Consider the following 22902-nt stretch of genomic DNA (forward strand, 5'->3'; position numbering starts at 1 on the left):
AAAATAATCTGTCCTAATTATAACGTATCCCACTTCATAACAAAAGCATTTTTTACAAAATTGTTACAATTCGGTTACAATAAAACGTTTTTAATAAATTTCAGGGCGCCTGTGTTTTAATAACGGAAGCTGGCTTCTGATATCCTCTGCATAGTCGGGATCAATTTCTGCAAGGACAATTGATTCTCTTGAATCTGTTTTCCCGCAAAATTCTCCCCACGGATTGACGACGCAGGAATGACCATAGGCATGATAGGATCCTGCCAAATCTCTTGCAGGAGACACCGCCGCAAAATAGAGCTGATTGTCAACGGCTCTTGCCCTCATAGTCAGATCCCAGTGAGCTGGTCCTGTAGTCATATTAAATGCTCCCGGTAAAATCACAAGCTTGACTCCATCCAGAGTCATACTGCTGAAGAGTTCTGGGAATCTTACATCGTAGCAGATAGCAGTTCCAACCTTGCAGAACTCAGTGTCAAAAACAGTGCTCTTGTTTCCTGGAGATAAGGTTTCCGACTCCATAAATCGAATCCCTCCCTTGATATCAATATCGAAGAGATGTATTTTTCTGTGCTTTCCGATCAATTCTCCTTCCCTGTTAAAAGAGTAACTTGTGTTGTAAACCTTTCCGTCATCCAGCTCAGGGATAGATCCGCCGATAAGGTAAATTCCCAGCTCCTTTGCAATATCGGATAGAAATTCCAGCGTCTGACCTTCACCTTCTTCCGCATATTCCCGGAAATACTTATTTGAGTAAGGGCAATTAAACATTTCTGGCAGCGCTGCCATAGCCGCCCCCTTATCAGCTGCTTGGCGCAGCATAGAACCTGCTTTGGAGAGATTAAGCTTCTTGTTATCGGTTACCATCATCTGGCAAAGTGCTAATTGAAAGGTCATCACAACTCCTCCTTGAATAAACGCTAATGAAAGGCTTTGAGTCTTATTATATAAGAAAACTACCAAATTATCTATTGATCCTTTCATAAATTTCTATGGATCGAGCTTATCTATGATACAATGATTCTAGAAAATCATGATTTAAGTAAATAACAATAATAAGGAGGGGAAAATCGTGGCCATCACGTCAGAAGAATACAAAAAAATAGAAATGCTGAATCTTGATAAGCACATTCAGCTTGTTGATGGTTATATCGCAACAGGCTTAGATATAGATGATATCACCATACATTACGCTGTCGATCAAGAGAGAATTCTCATCGTTCTACATAGCTATGGCTTTTCTGCAGGACCGGTACATGGAGATGAAACAGACTCAAAGAAAATGTATAAGGGCCTCCCTTTTCAATACATTGAAGCATACGTAAAAGAATATTACCCCGGTTTTATTGAGGAAGCGAATGAAAAACACAACACTGATATAACCAGCGTCAATCATATAACAATCGAACAGTTTCTTAATGAGAATCACCCCGATTGGTGTTCCCGGATCTCAAAAACAAAGTCATCACTGTTTGGAATCTCTACAGCAGAATTAAACGGTGCAAGCTATTATAAATCCCAGACCGAGCGGCAAAGCAGTGAGGGAAAGAGTGACGGTTTTTTTAACTTTATAACAAAACACATCAAAAAATAAGGAAAAAGCGGGCCTTGCGGTCCGCTAATTTTTTAACACTCATGGTTATGGTCTGATAAACATCTGTACCCAGTATGTGTTTCCATTACTGTCTGTTACATAACCAACTCCGATTTCAGTATAACTGGAATTCAGGATGTTGGCACGATGACCTTCGGAATTCATCCAGCCGTTCATAACTGCGGAAGGTGTCTTCTGACCTTTGGCAATATTTTCGCCAGCAGCTGTGTATGTGATTCCAAACTGTTTCATCATATCAAATGGTGATCCGTATGTAGGTGATGTATGGGAGAAGTAATTCTTGTCTCTGAGATCCTCTGCCTTTGTCTCTGCTACTGAAGCAAGTTTTGTGTTGACTTTCAGAGCGGATAGACCAGCTGCAGCTCTCTCTTTGTTTACCAAATCAACAACCTGCTGTTCATAGTCTCCTATTGCTGCATTATCGGTGTTGGTATTGGTATTTGTGTTAGTGTTTGAATCCGTATCCGCCGGCTTGGTAGGGGTAGTTGTATCTGGAGTCGTCGGCTTAGTTGGGGTAGTTGTATCTGGGGTTGTTGGCTTTGTTGGGGTGGCAGGGGTGCTTGGCTTTGAAGGTGTTATTACAGAAACGTTCTTACCGTACTGCTTTATCAACTCCTGCAGCTGGGCGCTGTCTAATTTTCCGCAAGACAGCTGGCTATAGTTTGATTTTACTTTGCTGATCGTGTCTTGAGACAATTGATTGTATATTTTACTGAGATTCGTATTTGAAGTGATGTTTTGACTTAAACTGCAATTTTGTTCCGCTGCAAATGCCTGGCCTGGTACTGCCACAGCAATCAGCATTCCGAGAGTTAACGTAACTTTGACAAATTGGTTTTTCATATTTGTCCTCCTTTTCGTTTTCACTTTTGCCGGCCTATCTGCAATAGCGTCTATCCGGCATATCTTTTAAACTAGATTGGATTCAATAATGCTTCCCCATGTCCTAAAGTATAGGATTATGTTTCCGAGAAAAAAACCCCTCAATTTTTTCCAGCATATAAAAATGAGGGGGTTACCCCTCATTCCTTTCCAGTAATCAAATCCATCAAATGCTTTGTAATTCGTGCAGTTAGCCCCCAAATCACCCGTTCGCCGAAATGGTAAATTGGTACCGTAGATTTCCCTTTTCTCCAATTATAACCATTGGTTAAATTGATCTTTTCATAAGGAAAATCTGCTCCAATGTTGGGGATCACGTCGTAATAATAGATTTCCGGCTCATTTTCTGCAAGAAAAGAAACAGGAACTAGAAACACTTCTTTGACTTCATCTTCATTAACGGACATTTCGGCAATGACAGAATAATCGATAAGCCCAAGAAAACTATACAGCGTAAAGTTGCTGTATGTATGAAGGTAATCCAATTCAGCAATTACATGAATATGCTCTGCGGCGATATTCAATTCCTCCGCGGTTTCTCTGATGGCACATTCTTCAGCAGTTTCATCTGCTTCGATCCTACCCCCTGGAAAGCAGACCTCGCCGGGCTGCTTTTTCAGACTTTCAGCCCTAACTTCATATAGGATATGAAGCTCACCGTCCTTTTCAACCAATGGAACGAGCACTGAATAATATTGATAAACGCCCAGTGATTTTGGAATTCTATTCGAAAATATCGTTTCAAAATCTCCTATAGTATATTTCTTCATATCTTGTTTTCCTTTACCGAATTCACATATGTTTTCTCTACTTCATCGTCCGGCAGACTCTGACCGTTCCTATGAGCTATCTGCGTTTTCAAATTGATATAGGATCCAATTAGAATCAAGAAAATTCCTATGATACCATTGAACCGAATACTCTCATGAAGTGCAACGACTGCAATGATCGGTGCCAGCGCAGGCTTCATAAAAAAAACAATTGAAGCAGTCGCGGCGTTTGAAACTTCCATTGCTAGAAAATAAAACAAATATCCGACTCCCGTCACCATTGCACCGATATAAAATACCAAAAGAATATTATCGGTGGTAATACCACTTACAACGGGCTTTCTCAAAATAAGAAGTATGGGAAACATTACCGCTGCTCCCATCAGAAAGCTGATGCTGGTCTGCGTCAATCCCCGCAGCCGCTTCACGCTGGTTCTGGCCATTGCACTGTAGAGTCCAAAGGTCACAGCGGAAGCCACACTATAAAATACGCCGAGAGGTGTATTTCCCTGATCCATATGAAGTGGATTGATCATAAATAAAATCCCAAGCAATCCAATTCCAAGCGCTGCCAGCTTCACCCTGTTCAATTTTTCTTCGGTCATAAAATGCGCGAACAGCATTGTAAACATCGGGTTGATACAGAAGATGACAGCTGCGGTAGAAGCTTTGGAATTTTCAACACCAAATTGGAAGAAAATCATACTGATGCAGATGCAGACGATACCCATTGCAAGCATGTGCAGATAATCTTTTCCGGTAAATACTGTGTGATATTTTTTAATTTCTCGGAAAGCAAAAGGAAAAAGAAAGGCCCCTCCAATTAGGAATCTTATCATGGTTAGCTGATAGGAATCCAGATGATTACCGCCTATCTTCAGGACAACCTCCATCGTACTGAAAAGTCCTGATGAAATTAATATGAATAAAACTAATTTCTTCATTTTTTGCCTCACTTAACATATCATTACAAAATTGCAGGAGTATCGCATGTTTGGATTCTTAGGTCTTAATCCATTGATGAAGCAGAGCGATCTCCTGCCATTTGCTCATATCCTCATATAGAAAATCTGGACTTTGACTTTTCAACATATCATAGGATGCAAAGCCCGTTGCCACGCCAATACTGACAACTCCGATTTTTTTAGCGCATTGAATATCGTAGATACTGTCACCTACGATAAAGATATTATCTTTATCAAATCTTACTCCAAAATATTTTTCCGCTTCGATGATGCTCGCCTCTGCTGCATCCCATTTCTCTCCATATGCGTCACCGAAGCCGCCCACTGAAAAATAATCACATAACCCAACGGATTGAAGTTTTATCTCCGCTCCACTTTTAAGATTACTCGTTAATAATCCGCTGAAACAGTCATTGCTATTTTGAAGGAATTGAAGCAGCTCTTTAATTCCAGGCAAGATTCGTTTATTTACATTATGATCCAGAATTTCTTTCAGGTTTTTGGTATAGAGTAATTTGATATTTTCAAGATCTTCCATGTTCAAGCCATTACTCGATAGGATTCGATCCAAAATGACCGAATCCATTGCATGACCGATTCCAGCCTTGGTAAAAGCGTCCTCAATTCCATACAACTTGTGAAAGGTTTCATTCAGTGCTCTCGTTCCGTCAGCACCACAGTGCATCAAGGTACCATCCAGGTCCCATAAAATCAATTTTTTCTTTTTTGAACTCATTATTACTAACCGCCGAATTTCAAATCTAAAATGGATGAGATTCTATCGAGCAACACTACAGCGCAGGACAGAATGCTAAAATAGAAGGCGGTGAATAACTCACCGCCAGATTTAACATATAATTTAGGAACGTACTAATTGAGGATTTCATATTGCTGGGCAATATCTCCAATTTCTTCTGCTGTCGCACTTATGCTGACAACAAACTCCATCTTGTACTTTTGGGAGAGCTCATCCAGCCGTCTAAGAAATTCGGGCAGGTCAGCAATTGTTACATCAGCATGTTTCAATATGCTGTCTATAAAAATCACTTCTATATCATGATCTGAGCTGATAATTCCATATAGGAATCCGATATATTCATCGCTGTTAGTTATGTGCTCATATTCCTCCATGCATACAACTCGGATCTTATACTTCAAGTCATACATGAGCCTATGATTCTTATTGATAAAAACTACGCTGCCTTCACTCTTTGCAACACGATCATTGGCCAGCTGTATCATACTCTTTGTTTTACCGCTGCCTTTATGACCGATCAATAACTTAACCACATTAATCGCCCCCTCATTATTTATTTGTTTGATTTCATTATACACTAAGTAATATGACCGGGCAAGACGAGAACGTCATTTACCCTTTATTTTTTAATCTTAGTTGACCACAGGCGGCATCAATGTCGCTGCCCAGCTCTCTTCTCACGGTAGCTTGTATGCTTCGTCTTTCAAGAATCTGGCGGAACCGTTCAGCCTCAATCCGCTCGGAACCAGCCAATCCTGTCTCAGCAACACGGTTTAAGGGAATCAAGTTTACATGACAGTTGATCCCCCTCAGCTTGGATGCCAGTTCCTCTGCGCAGCCATCACTGTCATTCAAATCTTTGATCAGAGCATACTCGAAAGTGATTCTCCGACCAGTCATTTCGATATGGCTGACACATGCTTTCAGCAATTCGGCCATTGGATACCTCCTGCTGATGGGCATGATCCTATTTCTAATAGCATCATTGGGTGCGTGAAGGGAAACTGCTAAATTAACCTGAGGAAAATCCTTTGCAAAATCAAGCATCTCAGGCACCAGACCGCAAGTTGATACGGTGATACTTCTCATTCCTATGAACAGCCCATCCTTATCATGGACATTGATTAAAAAATCAGACAGATTTTTATAATTATCAAAGGGTTCTCCTGTACCCATCACCACGATATTACCGACCTTTTCTTCGGTATCTTTTTCGATTTCAAGAATCTGATCTGTCATTTCTCCGGCTGTGAGATTACGCTGCAATCCATTCATCGCGGAAGCGCAGAAACCACATTTCATTCGACAGCCTGCCTGAGAGGAAATACAAACTGTGTTGCCAAATTTATATTTCATGAACACACTCTCAATTGAGTTTCCATCAGCAAATCCAAAAAGATATTTTCTTGTGCCATCCTTTTGAGAGTTCTGAACCTTTACAATATGAAGTTGGTTTAACTCTGCATCTGCTTTTAGCTTTTCTCTCAGTTCCTTGGACAAGTCTGTCATTTGGTCAAAACTTTCAACGCCTTTATGGATCCAGCTGAAGATTTGCCTAGCACGAAACTTTTTTTCACCAAGCCCTTCCAGATAGGATTCAAGTTCTTTTTTTGTCAAGCTTTTAATATCAGTTTTCATAAATCTCCTGTGAACTCCATCCGGTTGCAGCTTAGTCTACGGCAGACCTTTCCATGATTAATTTTACAATATCACGGCTGTACCTAAATTTTTCCGGTGCATCATCCGCATTGACCGCAATCAGTGGTATCGCTCGCTCGTGAAGGGATCCATTGGAACGAAAACCATCCAGTTCCAGTTCTTCACCTTCAAAATCCGCAAAGGTATATCCTTCTGCTGCGAAAACAACATAATCACCAATCATATCCTCCGGTAGGTTATATCGCTTCATGGCCTCTGCCCTGGGACTAATCATATCAATATAGGGTTCCGCTTCAAGAAATTTTATCAACCTCTCTTCTTCACTGTTCGAAGCTCCCGAAGAGCTCCCTGCGGGTTCCTGATTCAGAAAGAGGAATTGCATCCCGATTTCTATCACAGCTCCCTTCTTGCTTGGTTGATCATAATGGGGTGTTTTACACATTGCGTTAAATCCCTTGCTGCGAAGTTTCTTTTGCAGGTTGATTAAATGTGGTTTCCCATTGATTCCAAAGCCGCCGGTGATATAAATCTCCCGATCAGGGTCTAAATCATAAATTTTGCCGAGCCAATCATCGATCTTTTTCATCTGAAGAGTTGCTTCCGGTGTGTCAGGTGCAAAATTTCTCATCATATAGTCGTTTGTTGTACAGTAGATCATGTCTATGGTATTTTTTTTAATCAGCTTGTAACATGCTTCCAAGATCCAGGTCGCTGCCTCCAGACTACCTGGCTGCGGCGGTGCCTGCATGTCCAAAAACCTTACAAGAATGTCTTTTGTGTTTTCCAAACAGATTCCAAAATCTACATTTCTTCCCAAACTTTCTCCAACCTCACTTCTTGCAGACAAGAGTGCTGTGGAAGCACCTTTGTTCCTCATAAAATCAAATACAGTCTGTGATTCAATAAAGTGATATTGGGACTTTCTTAGCTCTTCTCTTGGATTTAAATCCCCTGTTCTCTGTTCCGGATTGATCAGTACACTGCCTGTTATTCTGTGCTCACAGGGAAATTTGCCTGTGAGTATTGATGCGTGATTGACATTGTATATTGTAGGAACGGCTGCTTTTACGCATTTACAGAATCCGTTCTTTGCAATGCGATATATATTGGGCGTTCTTTCCAGGGAGATATACTCCAATGAACAGCCCTCAATCACGATAATCAGAAGTTTTTTCATTTCTGAATATCCCCTTTTCTCCATGTGTTTCATGTAAAAAATCCAATTTATCATGGATTTATTTGGATCAATATAACACAAAACCATATTGAACGCAATTTAATCTAAAGATGTTTTTCCAGGAATATTGTATACTTGATTCAAATCCGCATCTACTTACCATGCCCCCTGCCGATTGTGCAATGCTCAAACGGATCTTCCAGACCGATCATCAGCCACCCAAGGTGACATCCTGGACCTGATACCAATCCAACGCTTTAAAAAATTGCTCTGGTACGAAGTCCGGCCACAGCTCGTCCAGCACATACATATCGGCGTAAACAGACTGTATCGGAAGAAAGCCGCTTAGCCTGCGCCTGCCTCCCCAGCGAATAATTAAGTCCATTCTGGAAATATCCTTTGATGCCAATCCGCCTTGATGATTCAAATCCCATTCCCAGCCATAGTTTACGAGAAAATTGACTTTGATACTGCCTTCTCCGAATTTAACCCGATTGGTAAATGGGATCAATTCTTCAGGAAAACAAGGCGAGTCAGCATTTCCCACCACCAGAAGCTCCGCATCCCTGTCTGCAAGATCCATTACCGCATCTACACAGGCCTTCTGAAACGCTTCCTTCTGGACGGCTGGTCTCTTTGTGTTGTCGGTTGTAAACCCGTAGAGAGTAAGTTCTTTTACCCCCAAATCCCGGCACAGTTCATAAAGTTGGAATCCAGGGCTGACACCATAGTGGTATCCATCCTTTTTTTCCATTCCTTTTCCTACTGCCCATCTACGGTTACCGTCAGGTATTACACCGATATGGTCGGGAATTCTTTTAAATTTCATTCCCTTTTGCCCCCCGATTTCTGTCATATCTCTAATGGTACACGTCACCCCCTTTCTGCACAATTTCTCTTATATTATTTTCTGGGTTTTGCTCGTTCATACTGCTTGGGCCAAGAAACATCACAATTCAGCTCATGTGCCGCATAAAAAGGCCAGTATGGATTTCTTAGCAGCTCACGCCCCAGATAGACAAGTTCTCCTTTTCCCTCCTGCAGTATACTCTCGGCTTCTTCTGCTTTTGTAATCAATCCGCCGCAGCTAGTCGGAAGGGAGGTAAGTCTTTTTATTTTCTCTGCATGTGAGGTCTGATACCCAGGATAGGTTTTCGGAACAACTGCAACAACCCCGCCGGTACTTACATTGACCGCGTCAATTCCCTTATGCTTCACCAGATTCAGCATTGCCGCCAGATCTTCCGCTTTATTGCCTCCCTCCTGATAATCCTCTGCACTGATACGAACCTCAATCGGTTTTTCAGCAGACCATACCTCACGAACCGCATCCAAAACTTCCCCCAAGAAACGTACCCTATTCTCATAGCTGCCACCGTACTCATCGGTCCTTTTATTGGTTAGCGGAGACAGAAACTCACTGAGCAGGTAGCCATGCGCAGCATGGATCTGAATCAGGTCAAATCCAGCTTTATCCGCCCGTATTGCCGCATTTTTGAATTCCATTACCGTATTAGCAATATCCTGCTTCGTCATCTCTCTTGGTACCGTTCCTCCCTCCTCGTAGGGAATAGGGGAGGGTGCTTCAATCTGCATACCCTTGGCTTCGCACTTCCTTCCGCCATGATTGATCTGAATTGCTGCCATTGCGCCTCCATCGTGGATAGCTGACACAATTCTAGACAAGCCTTCGATATGAGAATCATCCCATATTCCCAAATCGTTTGAGGTCAATCTGCCTTCGGGCGCTATTCCTGTTGCCTCTACTGTAATCAGGCCTGACCCCCCTACCGCTCTTGATCCGTAGTGTACCACATGCCAATCGGTAACCAGGCCAGTTTCAGGTGCGCAATACATACACATTGGCGGCATGACAATCCGGTTTTTGAAGGTTAGGTTTTTGATTTGATACTCGGTAAAGAGCTTTTTCATAATGAGTCATTCCCCCTTTACGTTTTAATATATTATAGCCAGTTTAGCGGGTTTGTAACAAATTTTCTGACATTAATCTATCTCTATTTCTGTAACAGTTCCTTTCGTTATGAAAGTCCGCTGTGTTTTCGTGAATTCGGAAGTCTATATTATTTTGACACAGGTTCATCGTGATTTGTTCCCTGTATAAAGACTTAGTGTAAAATTAGGACGGGAAAAATAAAGGAAATAAAAAAATAAGAGTGGCCTCATATGTTATGATGTTAATAACCACAAAAACAAATAACGGAGGCACTCTTATGAACAATAGTATAACTGAAATTGCAGAATTAATCATCAGGAGTTTTGAGGAAAACTTCGAAAAGATGTTGATGGAAAAGAAGGATATCTCCGAATTTGTAATTGAGACTAAGAAAATACTGGACCAAGTAGGAACGATTCTAGCGAAGGAAGCGCTGGAAATGATGGATTCTCTTGTGAAAGGAGATTCTCGTCGAAAGCAGAACTGGTATGTTCATGAGAAGGCTGCACCCAACACCCTTGCGACCATATTTGGTGAGGTTCATTATCATAGAACGTACTACAAGCATAAAACCGAAACGGAATATCGATATTTATCGGATGAACTGATGGGAATCGACTCCTACGACAAAATGGATGTTGCCTTGAAATCCAGACTGATTGAAGAAGCGATTGATACCCCGTACGCAAGAAGTGGCAGGAAAGCTGCCGAGACACTACAGATTTCAAGCCAGAGTGTTATGAACGCCATAAGGGAACTAGGCCCGGTCAGGAATAACGAAGTGAAAATTTCAAGATCAAAAGAAACGCCTACAATTCTCTACATTGAAGCTGACGAAGATCACGTTGCGCTTCAGGCTGGCGGCTGTTCAGAACCAAAGCTTGTGTATGTGCATGAAGGCAGGACACAGGTCGGAAAAGAAAGGTGGAAACTGCAGAACCCGAGATATTTCGGTGGAATGTACAGGAATCAGAAGAACTCTGGAACGAAGTAGCAGATTACATTGATACCGCCTATGACTATGATAAGATTGAAAAAATATATTTGTCCGGGGATGGAGCAAGCTGGATAAAGTCAGGAGCAACCATAATCAACAAAAGTATTTTCGTACTTGACCGATACCACCTGCACAAGGCGGTAAAAACAGCAGGAGCGCATATTGAAAACGCTGAGAGGGAAATATGGAGAGCCCTTAAAAGAGAAGACAAAGAATACCTAAAGGTCGTATTTGAAACCATCCTGGATGCAGCAGAAACAGAGACAAAGGCACAATCGGTGAAAGAAGCAAAGACCTATATCATGAATCATTGGGAAAACATTAAGTATCACTATTCCAAGGATTATTCGGGCTGCAGTGCCGAAGGGCACATTAGCCATATCTATTCAGATCGGCTCAGTTCCAGGCCGCTGGGATGGAGCCTTGAGGGAGTCGATCAGATGGCAAGACTCCGAGTCTTTGCTGAAAACGGAGGTAATCTATTCGATCTGGCGCTAAGAAAGAAACAAGAACGAATCAGAGAGACAAGAGCCATTGAACTGGACTTAAAATTATGCAGAAAAAAGATACGAAAAGTCAGTGGAGAGACAATCGATAACCTGCCTGCTCTAAATTCAGGAAAGCGCACTCAACTGGCATTAGCATTACGAGGACTCAGGGGAATTTAATACAAGGTTTTAACAATGGGGAAACTCCAGCTTTATTTTTCCCGTCCTAACTTGACGCGATCGTATAAAGATTCCACCTTGAACAGTTCCAAAAAACGTGTTAGAATACCGGTAAAGAATAAAAGACAGTTCGAAATCCATCCTGTCTCTAAACAAAACTAGGAGTTGCTAATTTGCCGATAAAATCAAGCGCTTCAGAGCGCTTTTTTTTTACATCTGGGGACAATTTCCCATCAGATGAAATGGAGAGTGCAAAGGGGGCCTCCCTGCCCATAAAGTAGCGTGCTCAGGCTGCTTGCAACGTTTGATCGGATGGTTCTTCGCTTCTTTTATGTATGAATGAAAGGAGCATTTTTTATGCCTGGAATCAAATTTTTAACAACAAAACAAATTACCATTTCCGCTATCGTTATCGCGGCATACATTGCCGTAATGTTTACCACTCAAAGTTTTGCCTTCGGCCAATATCAGATTAGAATTGCCACGAGTATCTACGCTCTGGCAGCCATTTATCCATTTTTGATTCTGCCCATGGGGCTGGCTAACTTTTTAAGCAATACTTTGATGGGAGGCCTTGGCCTCCCTGATATGATCGGGGGATTCATTGCAGGAATTCTTACAGCTGGGAGCTGCTGGTATATGAAAAAGATCAGCGTTTATCTTGTCGCCCTTCCAATTCTGCTCGTCCCCACTCTTTTGGTTCCAATCTGGCTGTCTTATCTGCTTCAGGTGCCTTATCAAGTACTTGTTATAAGCATCGGACTAGGCCAGATTCTTCCTGCTGTAACAGGGGTTTTCATCGTAAAATATTTAGAAAAACCGCTGACAAGACTCACCAATTAACTAGAATAAATCGGTGCCCAAGAAACTAGACATTCAAAACAATGAAAGGAAATCAGAATGAATCAGATTAACGGGATTACACTTTTAGGAAATCAGAAGGTTGACTACCAGTTCTCCTACACTCCCGAAATACTGGAGACCTTTGAAAATAAGCATCAGGACAATAACTACTTCGTGAAATTCAATTGTCCGGAATTCACAAGTCTTTGCCCCATAACCGGACAGCCCGATTTTGCAGTCATTTACATCTCCTATATTCCTGATGTTCTGATGGTGGAAAGCAAATCCTTGAAACTATATCTTTTCAGCTTCAGAAATCATGGAGACTTTCATGAGGACTGTATGAATATAATTATGAAGGATCTCATCAAGCTGATGGATCCCAAGTATATCGAGGTATGGGGGAAATTCACCCCCCGCGGAGGGATCTCTATCGACCCATACTGCAATTATGGCCGAAAAGGTACCGAATGGGAGACCCTTGCGAAAAATCGGCTGTATCAGCACGATATGTACCCTGAGAAGGTCGATAACAGGTAAATCAGAAGAGGCATACAGTTAAGCTTGAGAAGGCTCCGGAGAGGTTCCGGAGCCTTCTCCGATTCGAATCAGTTTCTTAATAGTGGTCTGTACAGCGAAACAATCAGCCGCTGATGGTTTTAATTATTTATTTCCGCTGCATGCTGTAAATATGGTACCGATTCGACTCTTCAGGTCAAAGTATCCATGATTCATTAATACGATTGGATCTACTTTCAGTCCGTCAGGCTTTTCGCCAGACAAACAATCCTCCTTTGCATAGACCGCAACGATCTCCCCAAGGAACATGGTGAAATCAAAGATAGGGATGGTTTGAGTTACTTTGCAAAGGTAATTTACCGGACAGGCACAGATCATGGGTGCAGTTCCCGCTTCGTCATAGAAGGATTCGAAAACCTGAGACTTATCGGCTTGGTTTCCCGAGACTGTGCCGCAATAATCCGTTTTTTCAACCTGATCAGAGGATGGAATATTCACCGAAAAAAATCCGCTTTCCAACACTCCCTTTGTCGTGCAATGGGAGTTTTTCAGTGAAATATAGAGAACCGGTTTCTGGCTGACAACACCGTATGCTCCGATTGTTGCGTAGTTTGGCTTGCCATCAACAATTGCACCAGCCAGGACAGCGATATAAGGGCCAAAAGGTATGTTTGAGATCTTTTTTTTCATGATATTTTTTCCTTTCTGTTGATATAATTGTTGCAACATTAAGGAAATTATAGATGAGATTATTAAAAAGAAATAGACTTTTTCTTATCATTCAGTTATCATATAGATAGAGTATGCCCCTCAAGGCGTACTCTCTTTTTGTTTTGCATGATTTCATAAGGAATAGGATTTTGTGCTTCTGACTATTTGCCTTCAAATTTGATCGTCGGAGCAAAGCGAGCGGTCCCCTCCGGAGAATTGAATAAAAAGCGCCGTGCCTGTGTGTGAACCCGGCGGAAACCGTCCGAGCAAAGCGAGCAGCCCTTCCTGAGAATTGAATAAAAAGCGCCGTGTCTGTGTGTGTACCCGGTGGAAACCGTCGGAGCCACATGGATACTGTGAGCGACCGTGTTTCCTAGGGAACACACCTGACAGGCGCTTAACCTTTTTATTAAATTCTTTCTACATCAATCCCCGTCTTATGTCCATTCAGATCATAAACAGTAAGCTCCGCGGCCGCCTCAATCAGATCCACAGCGAGGGTTTCCTTCATGATGTAATCCTTATGCTCTGCCAGCGCAGCCTGAACCTCTTCATCCGCCTGATAAGCAATCTTGATCTGATCCATCATTTCAAAATCCTTCTGTTTTCTCAGCTGCTGAACCTTGGAGATCATCTCTCTGGCCAGACCTTCAGAAACCAGCTCCGGCGTTATAGTAGTATCCAGAATCGTAAAGATATTGTTTTCCATGGATACCGTGAAGCCTTCCTTAGCCGAAATTTGAATATCGATAAAGTCTCTCGCAATGGTGGTGTCTTCTCCGTCGATGCTTATGACAGCCTCGCCGTTTTTCTCCATCTGTTCTACGACGAGCAGCGGATCTGCCTTGGCGAGGGCTCCTCCAAAGGCTTTAATCTTCGCTCCAAGAGCAGGACCGGCAACCTTGAAGTTTGGCTTTAAGCCGAAGTTCATATATTGATCTAGCTGCTTCTCAAAAACAACCTCTTTCACATTCAGTTCTTCCGTGATCAGGTCCATCATATCGCCGATGAGGCTTTCATATTTGCCGTCCACAAGAATCTTTTGAAGCGGCTGTCTGACCTTGATTCTTTCTTTTTCTCTTGCACCTCGTCCAAGTCCAACCAAGGTTCTCACAAGATCCATTCTGGCTTCGACGTTTTCATCGATATATTCCTCTTTCGCCACTGGATAGAAGGAAAGATGAACTGATTCTTCACCTGTGAGCTTTTGATACATCTCATCGGTTATAAACGGAGCAAAAGGAGCAGCCAGCTGCGCCAGACCCACAAGAACTTCATAGGTGGTTGCGTAAACTGCCTTCTTATCATCGGTGAGTTCTTCTCCCCAGAACCGTCTTCTGGCTCTGCGGATATACCAGTTGGAAAGATCCTCATTGACGAAGTCCTGAATCTTTCTGACGGACTTCATATGATCATATCGGTTCATTTCCTCTGTGACATCCTTGACCAGACCATTGAATTTGGATAAAATCCAGCGATCCAGCTCCGGTCTTTGACTGTAGTCAATTGCAAATCCCTTCGGATTGATCTCATCCTGATTGGAATAAAGTACGAAGAAATTATATACATTTTTCAAAGTTCCAAAAAACTTGCTTACAACTTCGATCAATCCGTCTTCGTCAAATTTTGTCGGTGACCAAGCGGGTGATACGTACAGCAGGTACCATCTGGTTGCATCTGCGCCGTATTTGTCAAAGAGCTGGAAGGGATCAACGGTGTTGCCCTTTGTCTTGGACATTTTTTTGCCTTCTTTGTCAAGAATCAGGTCGTTGACAAGAACATTGCGGTATGGCGCTTTGCCCTTAATAAAGGTTGAAATCGCCAGCAGGGAATAGAACCAGCCTCTTGTCTGATCGATTCCCTCACAGATAAAGTCTGCAGGGAAAAGTTCCTCATCAAATTTCTCCTTGTTTTCAAAAGGATAGTGATGCTGAGCGAACGGCATTGCTCCGCTGTCAAACCAGCAGTCCATAACCTCAGGGATTCTGGACATGGTGCTTCCGCATTTTTCGCACTTGATATGAACATCATCCACGTAAGGACGATGTAGCTCAATGCTCTCGTCTATGGTCTCGATGGCCTTTTCTACCAGTTCTGCTCTGGAGCCGATGGATTCTAGATGGCCGCATTCGCATTTCCAGATATTGATTGGCGTTCCCCAGTATCTGTTTCTTGAAATGGCCCAGTCATTGACGTTTTCCAGCCAGTTGCCGAAACGCTTTTCCCCCACGAAATCCGGGAACCAGTTCACTTCATTATTATTTGCCACAAGCTGATCTTTCAGCTTCGTCATTTCAATGTACCAGCTGGGCTTTGCATAATAGATCAGAGGAGTTCCGCATCTCCAGCAATGGGGATAGTTATGCTCCATCTTCTCCTTAGCATAGATCTTGTCCTCGGATGCCAGCCACTTGATGATGTCCACATCAAGATTGGGGTCGAGAACAAATCTGCCCGCCCATGGAGTTTCTGTATAGTTTCCCTGCTCATCCACAGGATTTGGTACAGGAAGATCATATCTTCTGCCTGTATTGTAGTCGTCTTCTCCGAAGGCAGGAGCGGTATGAACGATACCAGTACCGTCTTCAATGGTGACATAGTCAGCACAGGTCACGAAAAAAGCCTTTTTATCCACCTGAATAAAGGGCATGAGTTGTTCATATTCGATGTGCTCCAGTTCTTTTCCCTTCATTTCCGCAAGGATCTGATAGGATTCTGCACCCAGCACTTTATCTGCCAGAGCCTTTGCAAGATAGTACACCTTGCCTTCTTGCTCTGCTTTAATATAGTCGATATCCGCACCCACGGTCAGGGCAACATTTGATGCCAGCGTCCATGGAGTTGTGGTCCATGCAAGGAAGTACTCATTGGCATCCTTGCGCTTGAACTTGGCAACAACCGTATTTGTTTTTACTTCCTTATATCCCAAGGCCACTTCATGGGAAGCAAGTCCCGTTCCGCAGCGCGGACAATAAGGAAGAATTTTATGTCCTTCATAGATTAAGCCGGCCTTGAAAAATTCTTTTAAAATCCACCAGCCGCTTTCAATGTAATTGTTGTCCAGTGTAATATACGGATTGTCAAGATCGATGATATAACCCATGCGCTTCGTCATTTCCCGCCACTGGCGTTCATAGGTAAATACCGATTCCTTGCACTTCAGATTGAATTCTTTGATTCCGTACTTTTCAATGTCCTGCTTTCCAGACATCGAAAGTTGTTTCTCCACTTCTATCTCAACGGGAAGTCCGTGGGTGTCCCAGCCGGCCTTTCTCTTGACTTCAAATCCCTGCATGGTCTTGTAACGGCATACGGAGTCCTTCAGTGTTCTTGCGATCACATGGTGGATTCCAGGCCTTCCGTTGGCGGTTGGAGGTCCTTCATAAAATACAAATGAAGGTTTTCCTTTTCTGGTCGATACACATTTGCCCAGCAGATCTTCTTTTTCCCACTGGTCTGCCTGCTCATTCTGTAGATGAGCAATGGCTTTTTCCGATAAATTTTCAAACATTCTGCATCATCCTTCTTTACCCTCCTTTGACAAGGTCCAACACGGTTTGCAAAGGCAAATTTGCCCACTGACGTTGCCTTTTTTCCCTGGCTTTAGCCAGAATGGAAAAACGGACAGCGTAGCAAGCATAGCTTGCGTAGGAGGCACTGCCGTTGTTAGCTTTTCGTTGGAATAGGATCACTATGCCAGCGAAAAGCTGCCTAGTCATTGAAAAAATTTGCCGTCTGCAAACTCATTCAGTTGACTTGGGAACCTGAGCGGATGAAATTGGAGCACCGGCAAGGCAACGGCTTTGCCTCCGACTCGCTTCGCTCCCTGCTGTCTGTTTTGCCGATCCAAGCAAGCTTGGGGCAAAAAGACCGCAGGACGCAGCGTTACTGGGCGTAACGCAAGGGCGAGAACGTTGCAGGCGCTCAAATTTCGCGTGTTGTACTTTGTCAAAGAAGGGTATATATCAATAATCATTAACCTATTAAATCTTTAACCCTTTCATTTTAATCTCTTTCTTCATATTATGTCAAGAAAATATACAATTCAATCAGTTTCATTGTACTGATTGTAACGATTGCGAGCTTTTGATCTCAGACTTTACAAACCAGAACTGGAATTAAAGATCGAAGAAGTCGGATTTTTTTCTGATCCGGCTCATGATGTCATAGATTACATCGGTACGATAGCCGAGTGAAGAAAGTCTCCTGCCAATTTTCGCAATGGTTTTATCATCGATTTCCCTGGGGATGTTTTCTCCGCCTTCATCAAAGCTTTCTCCGTTACTGCCGGAATTGATGAGTTCTGCTGCTGCATAAAATGAACTCTTTGCATGCAGAATTTTCTGCGCCTCTTTCATTGCTGCTTCTTTTTCTGCATCCTTGCCGAAGCCTTCCTTAACGATTTCTTGTATCAAGGCGGGGTCAAGTCCCTTATCTTTGAGCTCCGCGGCAACGCGTCCAGGACCGCGACCTTTGCCCATTGCGTACCGAAGATAATTTTCACAATAACGGAAATCATCAAGGTAACCAAGTTCTATCAATTCTGCGATCGCAACATCGATTTCCTCCCTGTCAAAGTCTCTTGAAGCTAGATGCTGTCTAACTTCATGAACACTTCTGTCCCTCCGGTTTAAAAACAGCAATGCTGTATCGCGGCAATCAAAGGAACTGATTTTCTGGCTTCCGTTATTCTCCTTATTTTTTTCAATCCTCTTTCTTTCAATACTCATGTTGTCAGATATCCCTTTCGACTGTCACAATGCAGTTAGAACTTTATTCCCATTTTAAAAGATGAGCTGATCTCCCACTCCCGCTGGAATACAGCGGCTGCCCAGCCTCAGTTTGAGTCCGCAGATACCTTCCATGCCAGTGCAGTGTACCGGTATGACATACTCCATCTCTTCTGCAGCAATCTGATCCAGGATTTGATTTAAATCATCACCCTTCGTATGATACAGATGCATACCTGCCAGCAGTCCAAGGATCTTTTCGCCTGGGAACAGCTCCTTTGCATAGGAAATACATGGAATCACACCGGTATGGCTGCATCCAGAAAAAATAAAAATCCCCCTACCGGTTTCTCGATCCCCTTTTAATCGTATTGCCAGAAACTGCTCGTGATTCATCTCATCCGGTCTTAATTCGCCATCCTGCCCTTTGATATAAAATTGCTCTGTGGGAGTGAAAACATCTGTCTTAGGTATGGTTCCGGAGATTACGATGTCATTTGTCAGCCAAAGGGGTCCCTCTGTAAGGATTAATCTACCTTGCAGCATTTTCTTTTCCTCTTCTGTCCAGCGTATCCCACAGCTTTCTTCATCCAGCTTTCCATCCTCCATACCATATGTAGCTCCAAAAGCTTCCTTATGGATATAAATTGGTGCATTTTTATTCAATTTGCAGAAGGATGGTATCCCGCCTGTATGATCGTAATGACCGTGACTGATGACCGCCGCGTCTGCTTGTGTAAGGTCAATCTTTAATTTATCTGCATTATCAAGATATAACTGAGAACCTCCCATATCAAAAACCAGCGTCTTCTCATCCGTCTCAATATAGACTGCCAGCCCATGCTCTGCCATGCATTCCGTATGATTGGTTCTGTTTTCACTTAGTATTTGGATTCTCATCTATAACTCTCCTTCTTTTTTTGCCATGGATGGCATGCTTAGGCCTACAACACCGATGATGATCAATACCGTACACAGAATATGATAGAATTCCAATGGTTCTCCTAAAACGATCACACCCGCTACAATGGAAATCGCTGTGGAAAGATTTCCGAATATCGTCGCTTTTACCGCCTCCATATGAGCAAGCATGTAGGCCATAAGCATAGCTGAAATCAAGGTGGACGGAATCCCCAGATACAATGTCGCCAATATAAAGTCCGAATGGGTCAGGGGATCAAAGTAGCTTCCCAGCGTTCCATTCTTAAGACCAAATAAAATCATTGCAAGATTAAACAGGATACAGCCTCCGGCTGTGATAAAAAAAGTGATTTCAAACGGTTGATAGATCTTTCTCACATATCTCATCATCACATTGCTGATTGCCATAAAAATGCTCGCCAGAAACAGTATGACAAGACCGATCAGATTGACAGTAAGGTCTGTGGATCCCAGCACAAACATCAGGATAACAGCTGCCACTGAAAGGCAGACAAAGATATTCTGCTTCCAACTCGTACTCTCCTTCAAAAAAAAGCCTGCAATGATCTTTGCCAAAATCGGTATGATCGCAAAAAGAATCCCGCTTTCAATAGAAGTTGCAAACAAAAGTCCTATGGTCTGTAAAATCATGAAGCCAACATAAAATCCGGCGGTCAAAGCAAGCTTGATACGTGGCTTCTCCTTCAGATTAATTTTGACAACCCCGAAGAGAACAACAACTAAGGCCGCAAGAAATGCAAAATTAAATCGGTAGGTCAAGGTTTCCAGAGGCGTTGCTATGGAAACGCAGGTTTTTACTCCAATAAATGAGAATCCGACGATAAAGGAAAATAGTACGGCGCTGCCATAGACCTTGATATTTCCAGGCGTTTGTCCCTGCTCTCCTTCTGCTGCCTTCCTCTTTTCGGTTTTAATTGAAATTGACTTCTTGCTCATTATAATACTACTGCCTTTCTTTTAATAACTGCTTGATCTTACAGGTCAATATTTTTGTTCCTTCTGCCTGATTTTACAGGACAAGGTTTGTTCATTCTGCTTCATTTTATGGAATGTGACAGTTCGCTTTCGATATCATTCCTGGATCGTTTCAAGGTCGTTGATCTGGAGCCAGAATAATTGTCTGGGATATGGCATTACCGCTTTTACAGCAATATGCAGCCTTGATCTCGGAAGAAATCTCATTGAAACCAATGATGTATGAACATTTGCGATCCGCGTCTTCTTGCTGGTGCCGCACTTCCTGAAGAAGCGTTTCTTTCGTTGCAACAGAAAAGGTACGCAATCCTTCCGAAAGACCTGTCCCCAAATATTTCACATAGGCTTCCTTCCTGACCCAGATCTCGTAAAAGCCCGAAAGGCCATTTTGAAGTACATATTGATATTCTTCCTCGGTAAAGAAGCGTGCTGCAATTCCTTCAAAGTTTTTTCTGTGGCGGATGACTTCCAAGTCAAAGCCCACTTCTTCCTCTGCCATCAGACAGCTCCACCAGTTTCCAGAATGACTGACAGAAAAAAAGATATCGTTGCGCCCTTCAAAATAGGGTTTGCCCCTGGAGTCCCGCAAAACAGTGATTTTTTCCCGTTCAGCCGATGCTAGAACAAGCCCTGCCCTGCAAATGAAATCCTTAAGGGCCAGAACAGCCATATGATTACTATATTCCGTGGAAGGGAAACGGTTTTCAGTATTTTCCGTATCTTTATTTGTTTCATCGATAGGATACAAGTACAAATGCATGTTCTACCTCTTATGATCTGATGTTATTAGAATGAATCATACAAAATTAGGAATGATTCAATATCCCCTAATTATACACGGATTTCCTCTTATTTTACAGTACATTTCAATATTATGCCACGTTCAACCAAAAGAAAAAGAGCTGTTTCCCCTCGCGCTATGAGAGAAACAGCTCCACTATTCAATTTAATACTATTCTCAATTAATTGGATAGACAACTACGTTGTCTATCCGCGGCGTTGCCGTTTTGCCGCAGCTTTAGCTGCAATGGCAAAACGGACAGCGTAGGGAGCTTCGCTCCCATAGGAGGCAAAGCCGTTGCCGAGGAAAACAGTATCGTATTGTTTTCAAATAATTCTATGTTTTATTTGAAAACAGTATAAGAGATTATGAGGCATTTATGCACTTTTTTCAAGGCGATCACCGCTGATGCTCTGTGCTCTGATGGATTCTTCCGAAGGAACCCACAAAGTTCCTTTCTTCTCCTTGTATTTACCTACAATCCAAAGGATAAAGAACATTGGCACACCAAGAACTGCTGTAAGCCGTGCAGTGTCATCAAAGAACTGAGCGATGATGACGATGATGCACAGAATTGCCGCGATATAGCTGCCCACTGGATAGAAAGGAGCTTTGAACTTCAAATTCGTAAGGTCGAAGCCTCTTTTCACAAGCTGCTTTCTGAAGTTGATATGGCTCACACAGATGCCGATCCAGGCAAATAGTACCGTGATAGCACTTGCAGATACCAGTAGGACATAAACCTTGTCCGGGCTGATAAACTTGCTCAGGAATGCTGCGCCGCCCATACATCCCGTAAGGATAAGTGCAGGCACCGGGACGCCTCTCTTATTGACGTTTGCGAAGATCTTCGGTGCTTTTCCCTCCTTAGCCATAGCAAATACCATTCGGCTGGATGCGTATAAACCTGCATTGGCACAGGACAGCGTTGAGGTCAGTACAACAAAGTTCATTAACGTTGCCGCTGCAGGAATGCCAATCTTTGAAAACACAAGAGTGAATGGACTGATTTCCACGGTTCCCTCTTGCCACGGAATTAACGCTGCAACCATGAAGGTTGAACCTATATAAAAGATTGCAATACGAACGAACACTGTCTTGACTGCTTTGGGGATCGTCTTTTCTGGATTTTCACCTTCTCCGGCTGCAATTCCAACAATTTCAGTACCTAGGTAGCAAAATACTGCTGTAAAGGAAACAACCAGTGCTGCGCTGATTCCTTTGGGGAACAGTCCGCCTTCAGAGCCCACAAAGTTTGAGAATCCAATTGGGCCTTCTCCTCCCATTACGCCGGTCATCATTCCAATGCCAACAATCAGAAAGGACACAACTGCGATAACTTTGATGGATGCAAACCAAAATTCCGCTTCTCCATAAGCTTTTGCAGACATCAAATTCAGCCCCAGAACAATAACAACAAAAATGATACTCCAAATCCAGCTCGGGACATCGGGGAACCAGTATTTCATAATGAGTGCCGAAGCTACGACTTCAATTCCTACAACCACAGCCCAACTGAACCAGTAACACCAACCAATGGAAAATCCAAAAGAGGGGCTGACATACAGGCTACTGTATGTTTGAAAGGAACCTGCACATGGCAGATAGGTCGCCATTTCTCCGAGACTCATAATGATAAAATAGATCATTACTGCCACGAACAGATAGGCGGCAACAAGACCGCCGGGTCCTGCTTGATTTAATGCATAACCGGTAGACAGAAACAATGCTGTTCCAATCGATCCGCCGATGGCAATCATGGTCAGGTGCCTCTGCTTCAAGTTTCGTTTCAACTGACCCTGACCAACTTGCTTTTCTTCCATCCTATTATCCTCCTGAAAAATTAAGATATTGATTACGCCTCTTTTATAGAGCAAGAACTTTGCCATAATATTTCATGAGAATAAAAATGTCGTAATACTTTTTCAGAATTCACAGAAAGCTTTGAAAAATCAAA

General features: G+C 42.8%; 22 protein-coding genes. 5 read left to right on the forward strand and 17 right to left on the reverse strand.

Annotated features, from left to right (window positions below):
• Window positions 1-90 precede the first annotated feature (90 nt).
• Entirely contained in the window at window positions 91-897 is an 807-nt protein-coding gene (locus FRZ06_07815; GenBank protein ID QOX63259.1) for a carbon-nitrogen hydrolase family protein, read from the reverse strand.
• A 175-nt stretch (window positions 898-1072) separates the two neighbouring features.
• Between FRZ06_07815 and FRZ06_07820 the strand changes: the two genes are divergently transcribed.
• Window positions 1073-1594, forward strand: coding sequence for a hypothetical protein (locus tag FRZ06_07820; GenBank protein QOX63260.1), 522 nt, complete (start codon window positions 1073-1075; stop codon window positions 1592-1594).
• Window positions 1595-1639: 45 nt separating this feature from the next.
• Here FRZ06_07820 and FRZ06_07825 read toward each other — a convergent pair whose 3' ends face one another.
• The 9 genes from FRZ06_07825 to namA all read right to left on the reverse strand — a co-directional run bounded on the left by FRZ06_07825 (window position 1640) and on the right by namA (window position 9757).
• Window positions 1640-2419 (reverse strand): serine protease, encoded by a 780-nt coding sequence (locus tag FRZ06_07825; GenBank protein QOX65875.1) that lies wholly within the window; start codon window positions 2417-2419, stop codon window positions 1640-1642.
• A gap of 218 nt (window positions 2420-2637) precedes the next feature.
• Entirely contained in the window at window positions 2638-3267 is a 630-nt protein-coding gene (locus tag FRZ06_07830) for a CoA pyrophosphatase (GenBank protein QOX63261.1), read from the reverse strand.
• A complete protein-coding gene (locus tag FRZ06_07835) occupies window positions 3264-4211 on the reverse strand; it encodes a DMT family transporter (protein ID QOX63262.1) in 948 nt (315 codons plus the stop codon). The genes FRZ06_07830 and FRZ06_07835 overlap by 4 nt, the downstream gene beginning before the upstream one ends.
• Before the next feature lie 58 nt (window positions 4212-4269).
• The gene (locus FRZ06_07840; GenBank protein QOX63263.1) at window positions 4270-4968 is read right to left on the reverse strand and encodes an HAD family hydrolase; all 699 of its coding nucleotides are present in this window, start codon (window positions 4966-4968) and stop codon (window positions 4270-4272) included.
• Between the two features lie 134 nt (window positions 4969-5102).
• Window positions 5103-5522, reverse strand: a complete 420-nt coding sequence (locus FRZ06_07845; GenBank protein ID QOX63264.1) for an ATP-binding protein — start codon at window positions 5520-5522, stop codon at window positions 5103-5105.
• Window positions 5523-5601: 79 nt separating this feature from the next.
• Window positions 5602-6627, reverse strand: coding sequence for a 23S rRNA (adenine(2503)-C(2))-methyltransferase RlmN (rlmN, locus tag FRZ06_07850; GenBank protein ID QOX63265.1), 1026 nt, complete (start codon window positions 6625-6627; stop codon window positions 5602-5604).
• Between the two features lie 31 nt (window positions 6628-6658).
• Window positions 6659-7912 carry a hypothetical protein gene (locus tag FRZ06_07855; protein ID QOX63266.1) on the reverse strand — a complete coding sequence of 418 codons (1254 nt, stop codon included), beginning with the start codon at window positions 7910-7912 and terminating at the stop codon, window positions 6659-6661.
• Between the two features lie 124 nt (window positions 7913-8036).
• Window positions 8037-8654 (reverse strand): undecaprenyl diphosphate synthase family protein, encoded by a 618-nt coding sequence (locus tag FRZ06_07860; protein ID QOX63267.1) that lies wholly within the window; start codon window positions 8652-8654, stop codon window positions 8037-8039.
• Window positions 8655-8728: 74 nt separating this feature from the next.
• Window positions 8729-9757, reverse strand: a complete 1029-nt coding sequence (namA, locus tag FRZ06_07865; protein QOX63268.1) for an NADPH dehydrogenase NamA — start codon at window positions 9755-9757, stop codon at window positions 8729-8731.
• 257 nt (window positions 9758-10014) lie between these two features.
• Here namA and FRZ06_07870 point away from each other — a divergent pair, with 257 nt between their 5' ends.
• The 4 genes from FRZ06_07870 to queF all read left to right on the forward strand — a co-directional run bounded on the left by FRZ06_07870 (window position 10015) and on the right by queF (window position 12827).
• Window positions 10015-10773, forward strand: coding sequence for a hypothetical protein (locus tag FRZ06_07870; GenBank protein ID QOX63269.1), 759 nt, complete (start codon window positions 10015-10017; stop codon window positions 10771-10773).
• The gene (locus FRZ06_07875; GenBank protein QOX63270.1) at window positions 10704-11444 is read left to right on the forward strand and encodes a hypothetical protein; all 741 of its coding nucleotides are present in this window, start codon (window positions 10704-10706) and stop codon (window positions 11442-11444) included. The genes FRZ06_07870 and FRZ06_07875 overlap by 70 nt, the downstream gene beginning before the upstream one ends.
• A 339-nt stretch (window positions 11445-11783) precedes the next feature.
• Window positions 11784-12287, forward strand: coding sequence for a QueT transporter family protein (locus FRZ06_07880; GenBank protein ID QOX63271.1), 504 nt, complete (start codon window positions 11784-11786; stop codon window positions 12285-12287).
• Window positions 12288-12344: 57 nt separating this feature from the next.
• Complete coding sequence (gene queF, locus FRZ06_07885; GenBank protein ID QOX63272.1) at window positions 12345-12827, forward strand: NADPH-dependent 7-cyano-7-deazaguanine reductase QueF; 483 nt, start codon at window positions 12345-12347, stop codon at window positions 12825-12827.
• 123 nt (window positions 12828-12950) lie between these two features.
• Here queF and FRZ06_07890 read toward each other — a convergent pair whose 3' ends face one another.
• The 7 genes from FRZ06_07890 to FRZ06_07920 form a co-directional block, all read right to left on the reverse strand.
• A complete protein-coding gene (locus FRZ06_07890; GenBank protein QOX65876.1) occupies window positions 12951-13499 on the reverse strand; it encodes a flavin reductase family protein in 549 nt (182 codons plus the stop codon).
• 427 nt (window positions 13500-13926) lie between these two features.
• Window positions 13927-17028: an isoleucine--tRNA ligase gene (locus tag FRZ06_07895; protein ID QOX63273.1), complete on the reverse strand. Its 3102-nt coding sequence runs from the start codon at window positions 17026-17028 to the stop codon at window positions 13927-13929.
• Between the two features lie 607 nt (window positions 17029-17635).
• Window positions 17636-18247 carry a regulatory protein RecX gene (locus tag FRZ06_07900; GenBank protein ID QOX63274.1) on the reverse strand — a complete coding sequence of 204 codons (612 nt, stop codon included), beginning with the start codon at window positions 18245-18247 and terminating at the stop codon, window positions 17636-17638.
• A 54-nt stretch (window positions 18248-18301) separates the two neighbouring features.
• Complete coding sequence (locus FRZ06_07905; GenBank protein QOX63275.1) at window positions 18302-19147, reverse strand: MBL fold metallo-hydrolase; 846 nt, start codon at window positions 19145-19147, stop codon at window positions 18302-18304.
• Window positions 19148-20125, reverse strand: a complete 978-nt coding sequence (locus FRZ06_07910) for a DMT family transporter (GenBank protein ID QOX63276.1) — start codon at window positions 20123-20125, stop codon at window positions 19148-19150.
• Between the two features lie 151 nt (window positions 20126-20276).
• Complete coding sequence (locus FRZ06_07915; protein ID QOX63277.1) at window positions 20277-20924, reverse strand: 4'-phosphopantetheinyl transferase superfamily protein; 648 nt, start codon at window positions 20922-20924, stop codon at window positions 20277-20279.
• Between the two features lie 398 nt (window positions 20925-21322).
• Window positions 21323-22834, reverse strand: a complete 1512-nt coding sequence (locus FRZ06_07920) for an amino acid permease (GenBank protein ID QOX63278.1) — start codon at window positions 22832-22834, stop codon at window positions 21323-21325.
• Window positions 22835-22902: the final 68 nt, after the last annotated feature.

Source organism: Clostridiales bacterium, assembly GCA_015243575.1.
GTDB lineage: Bacteria > Bacillota > Clostridia > Peptostreptococcales > Anaerovoracaceae > Anoxybacterium > Anoxybacterium hadale.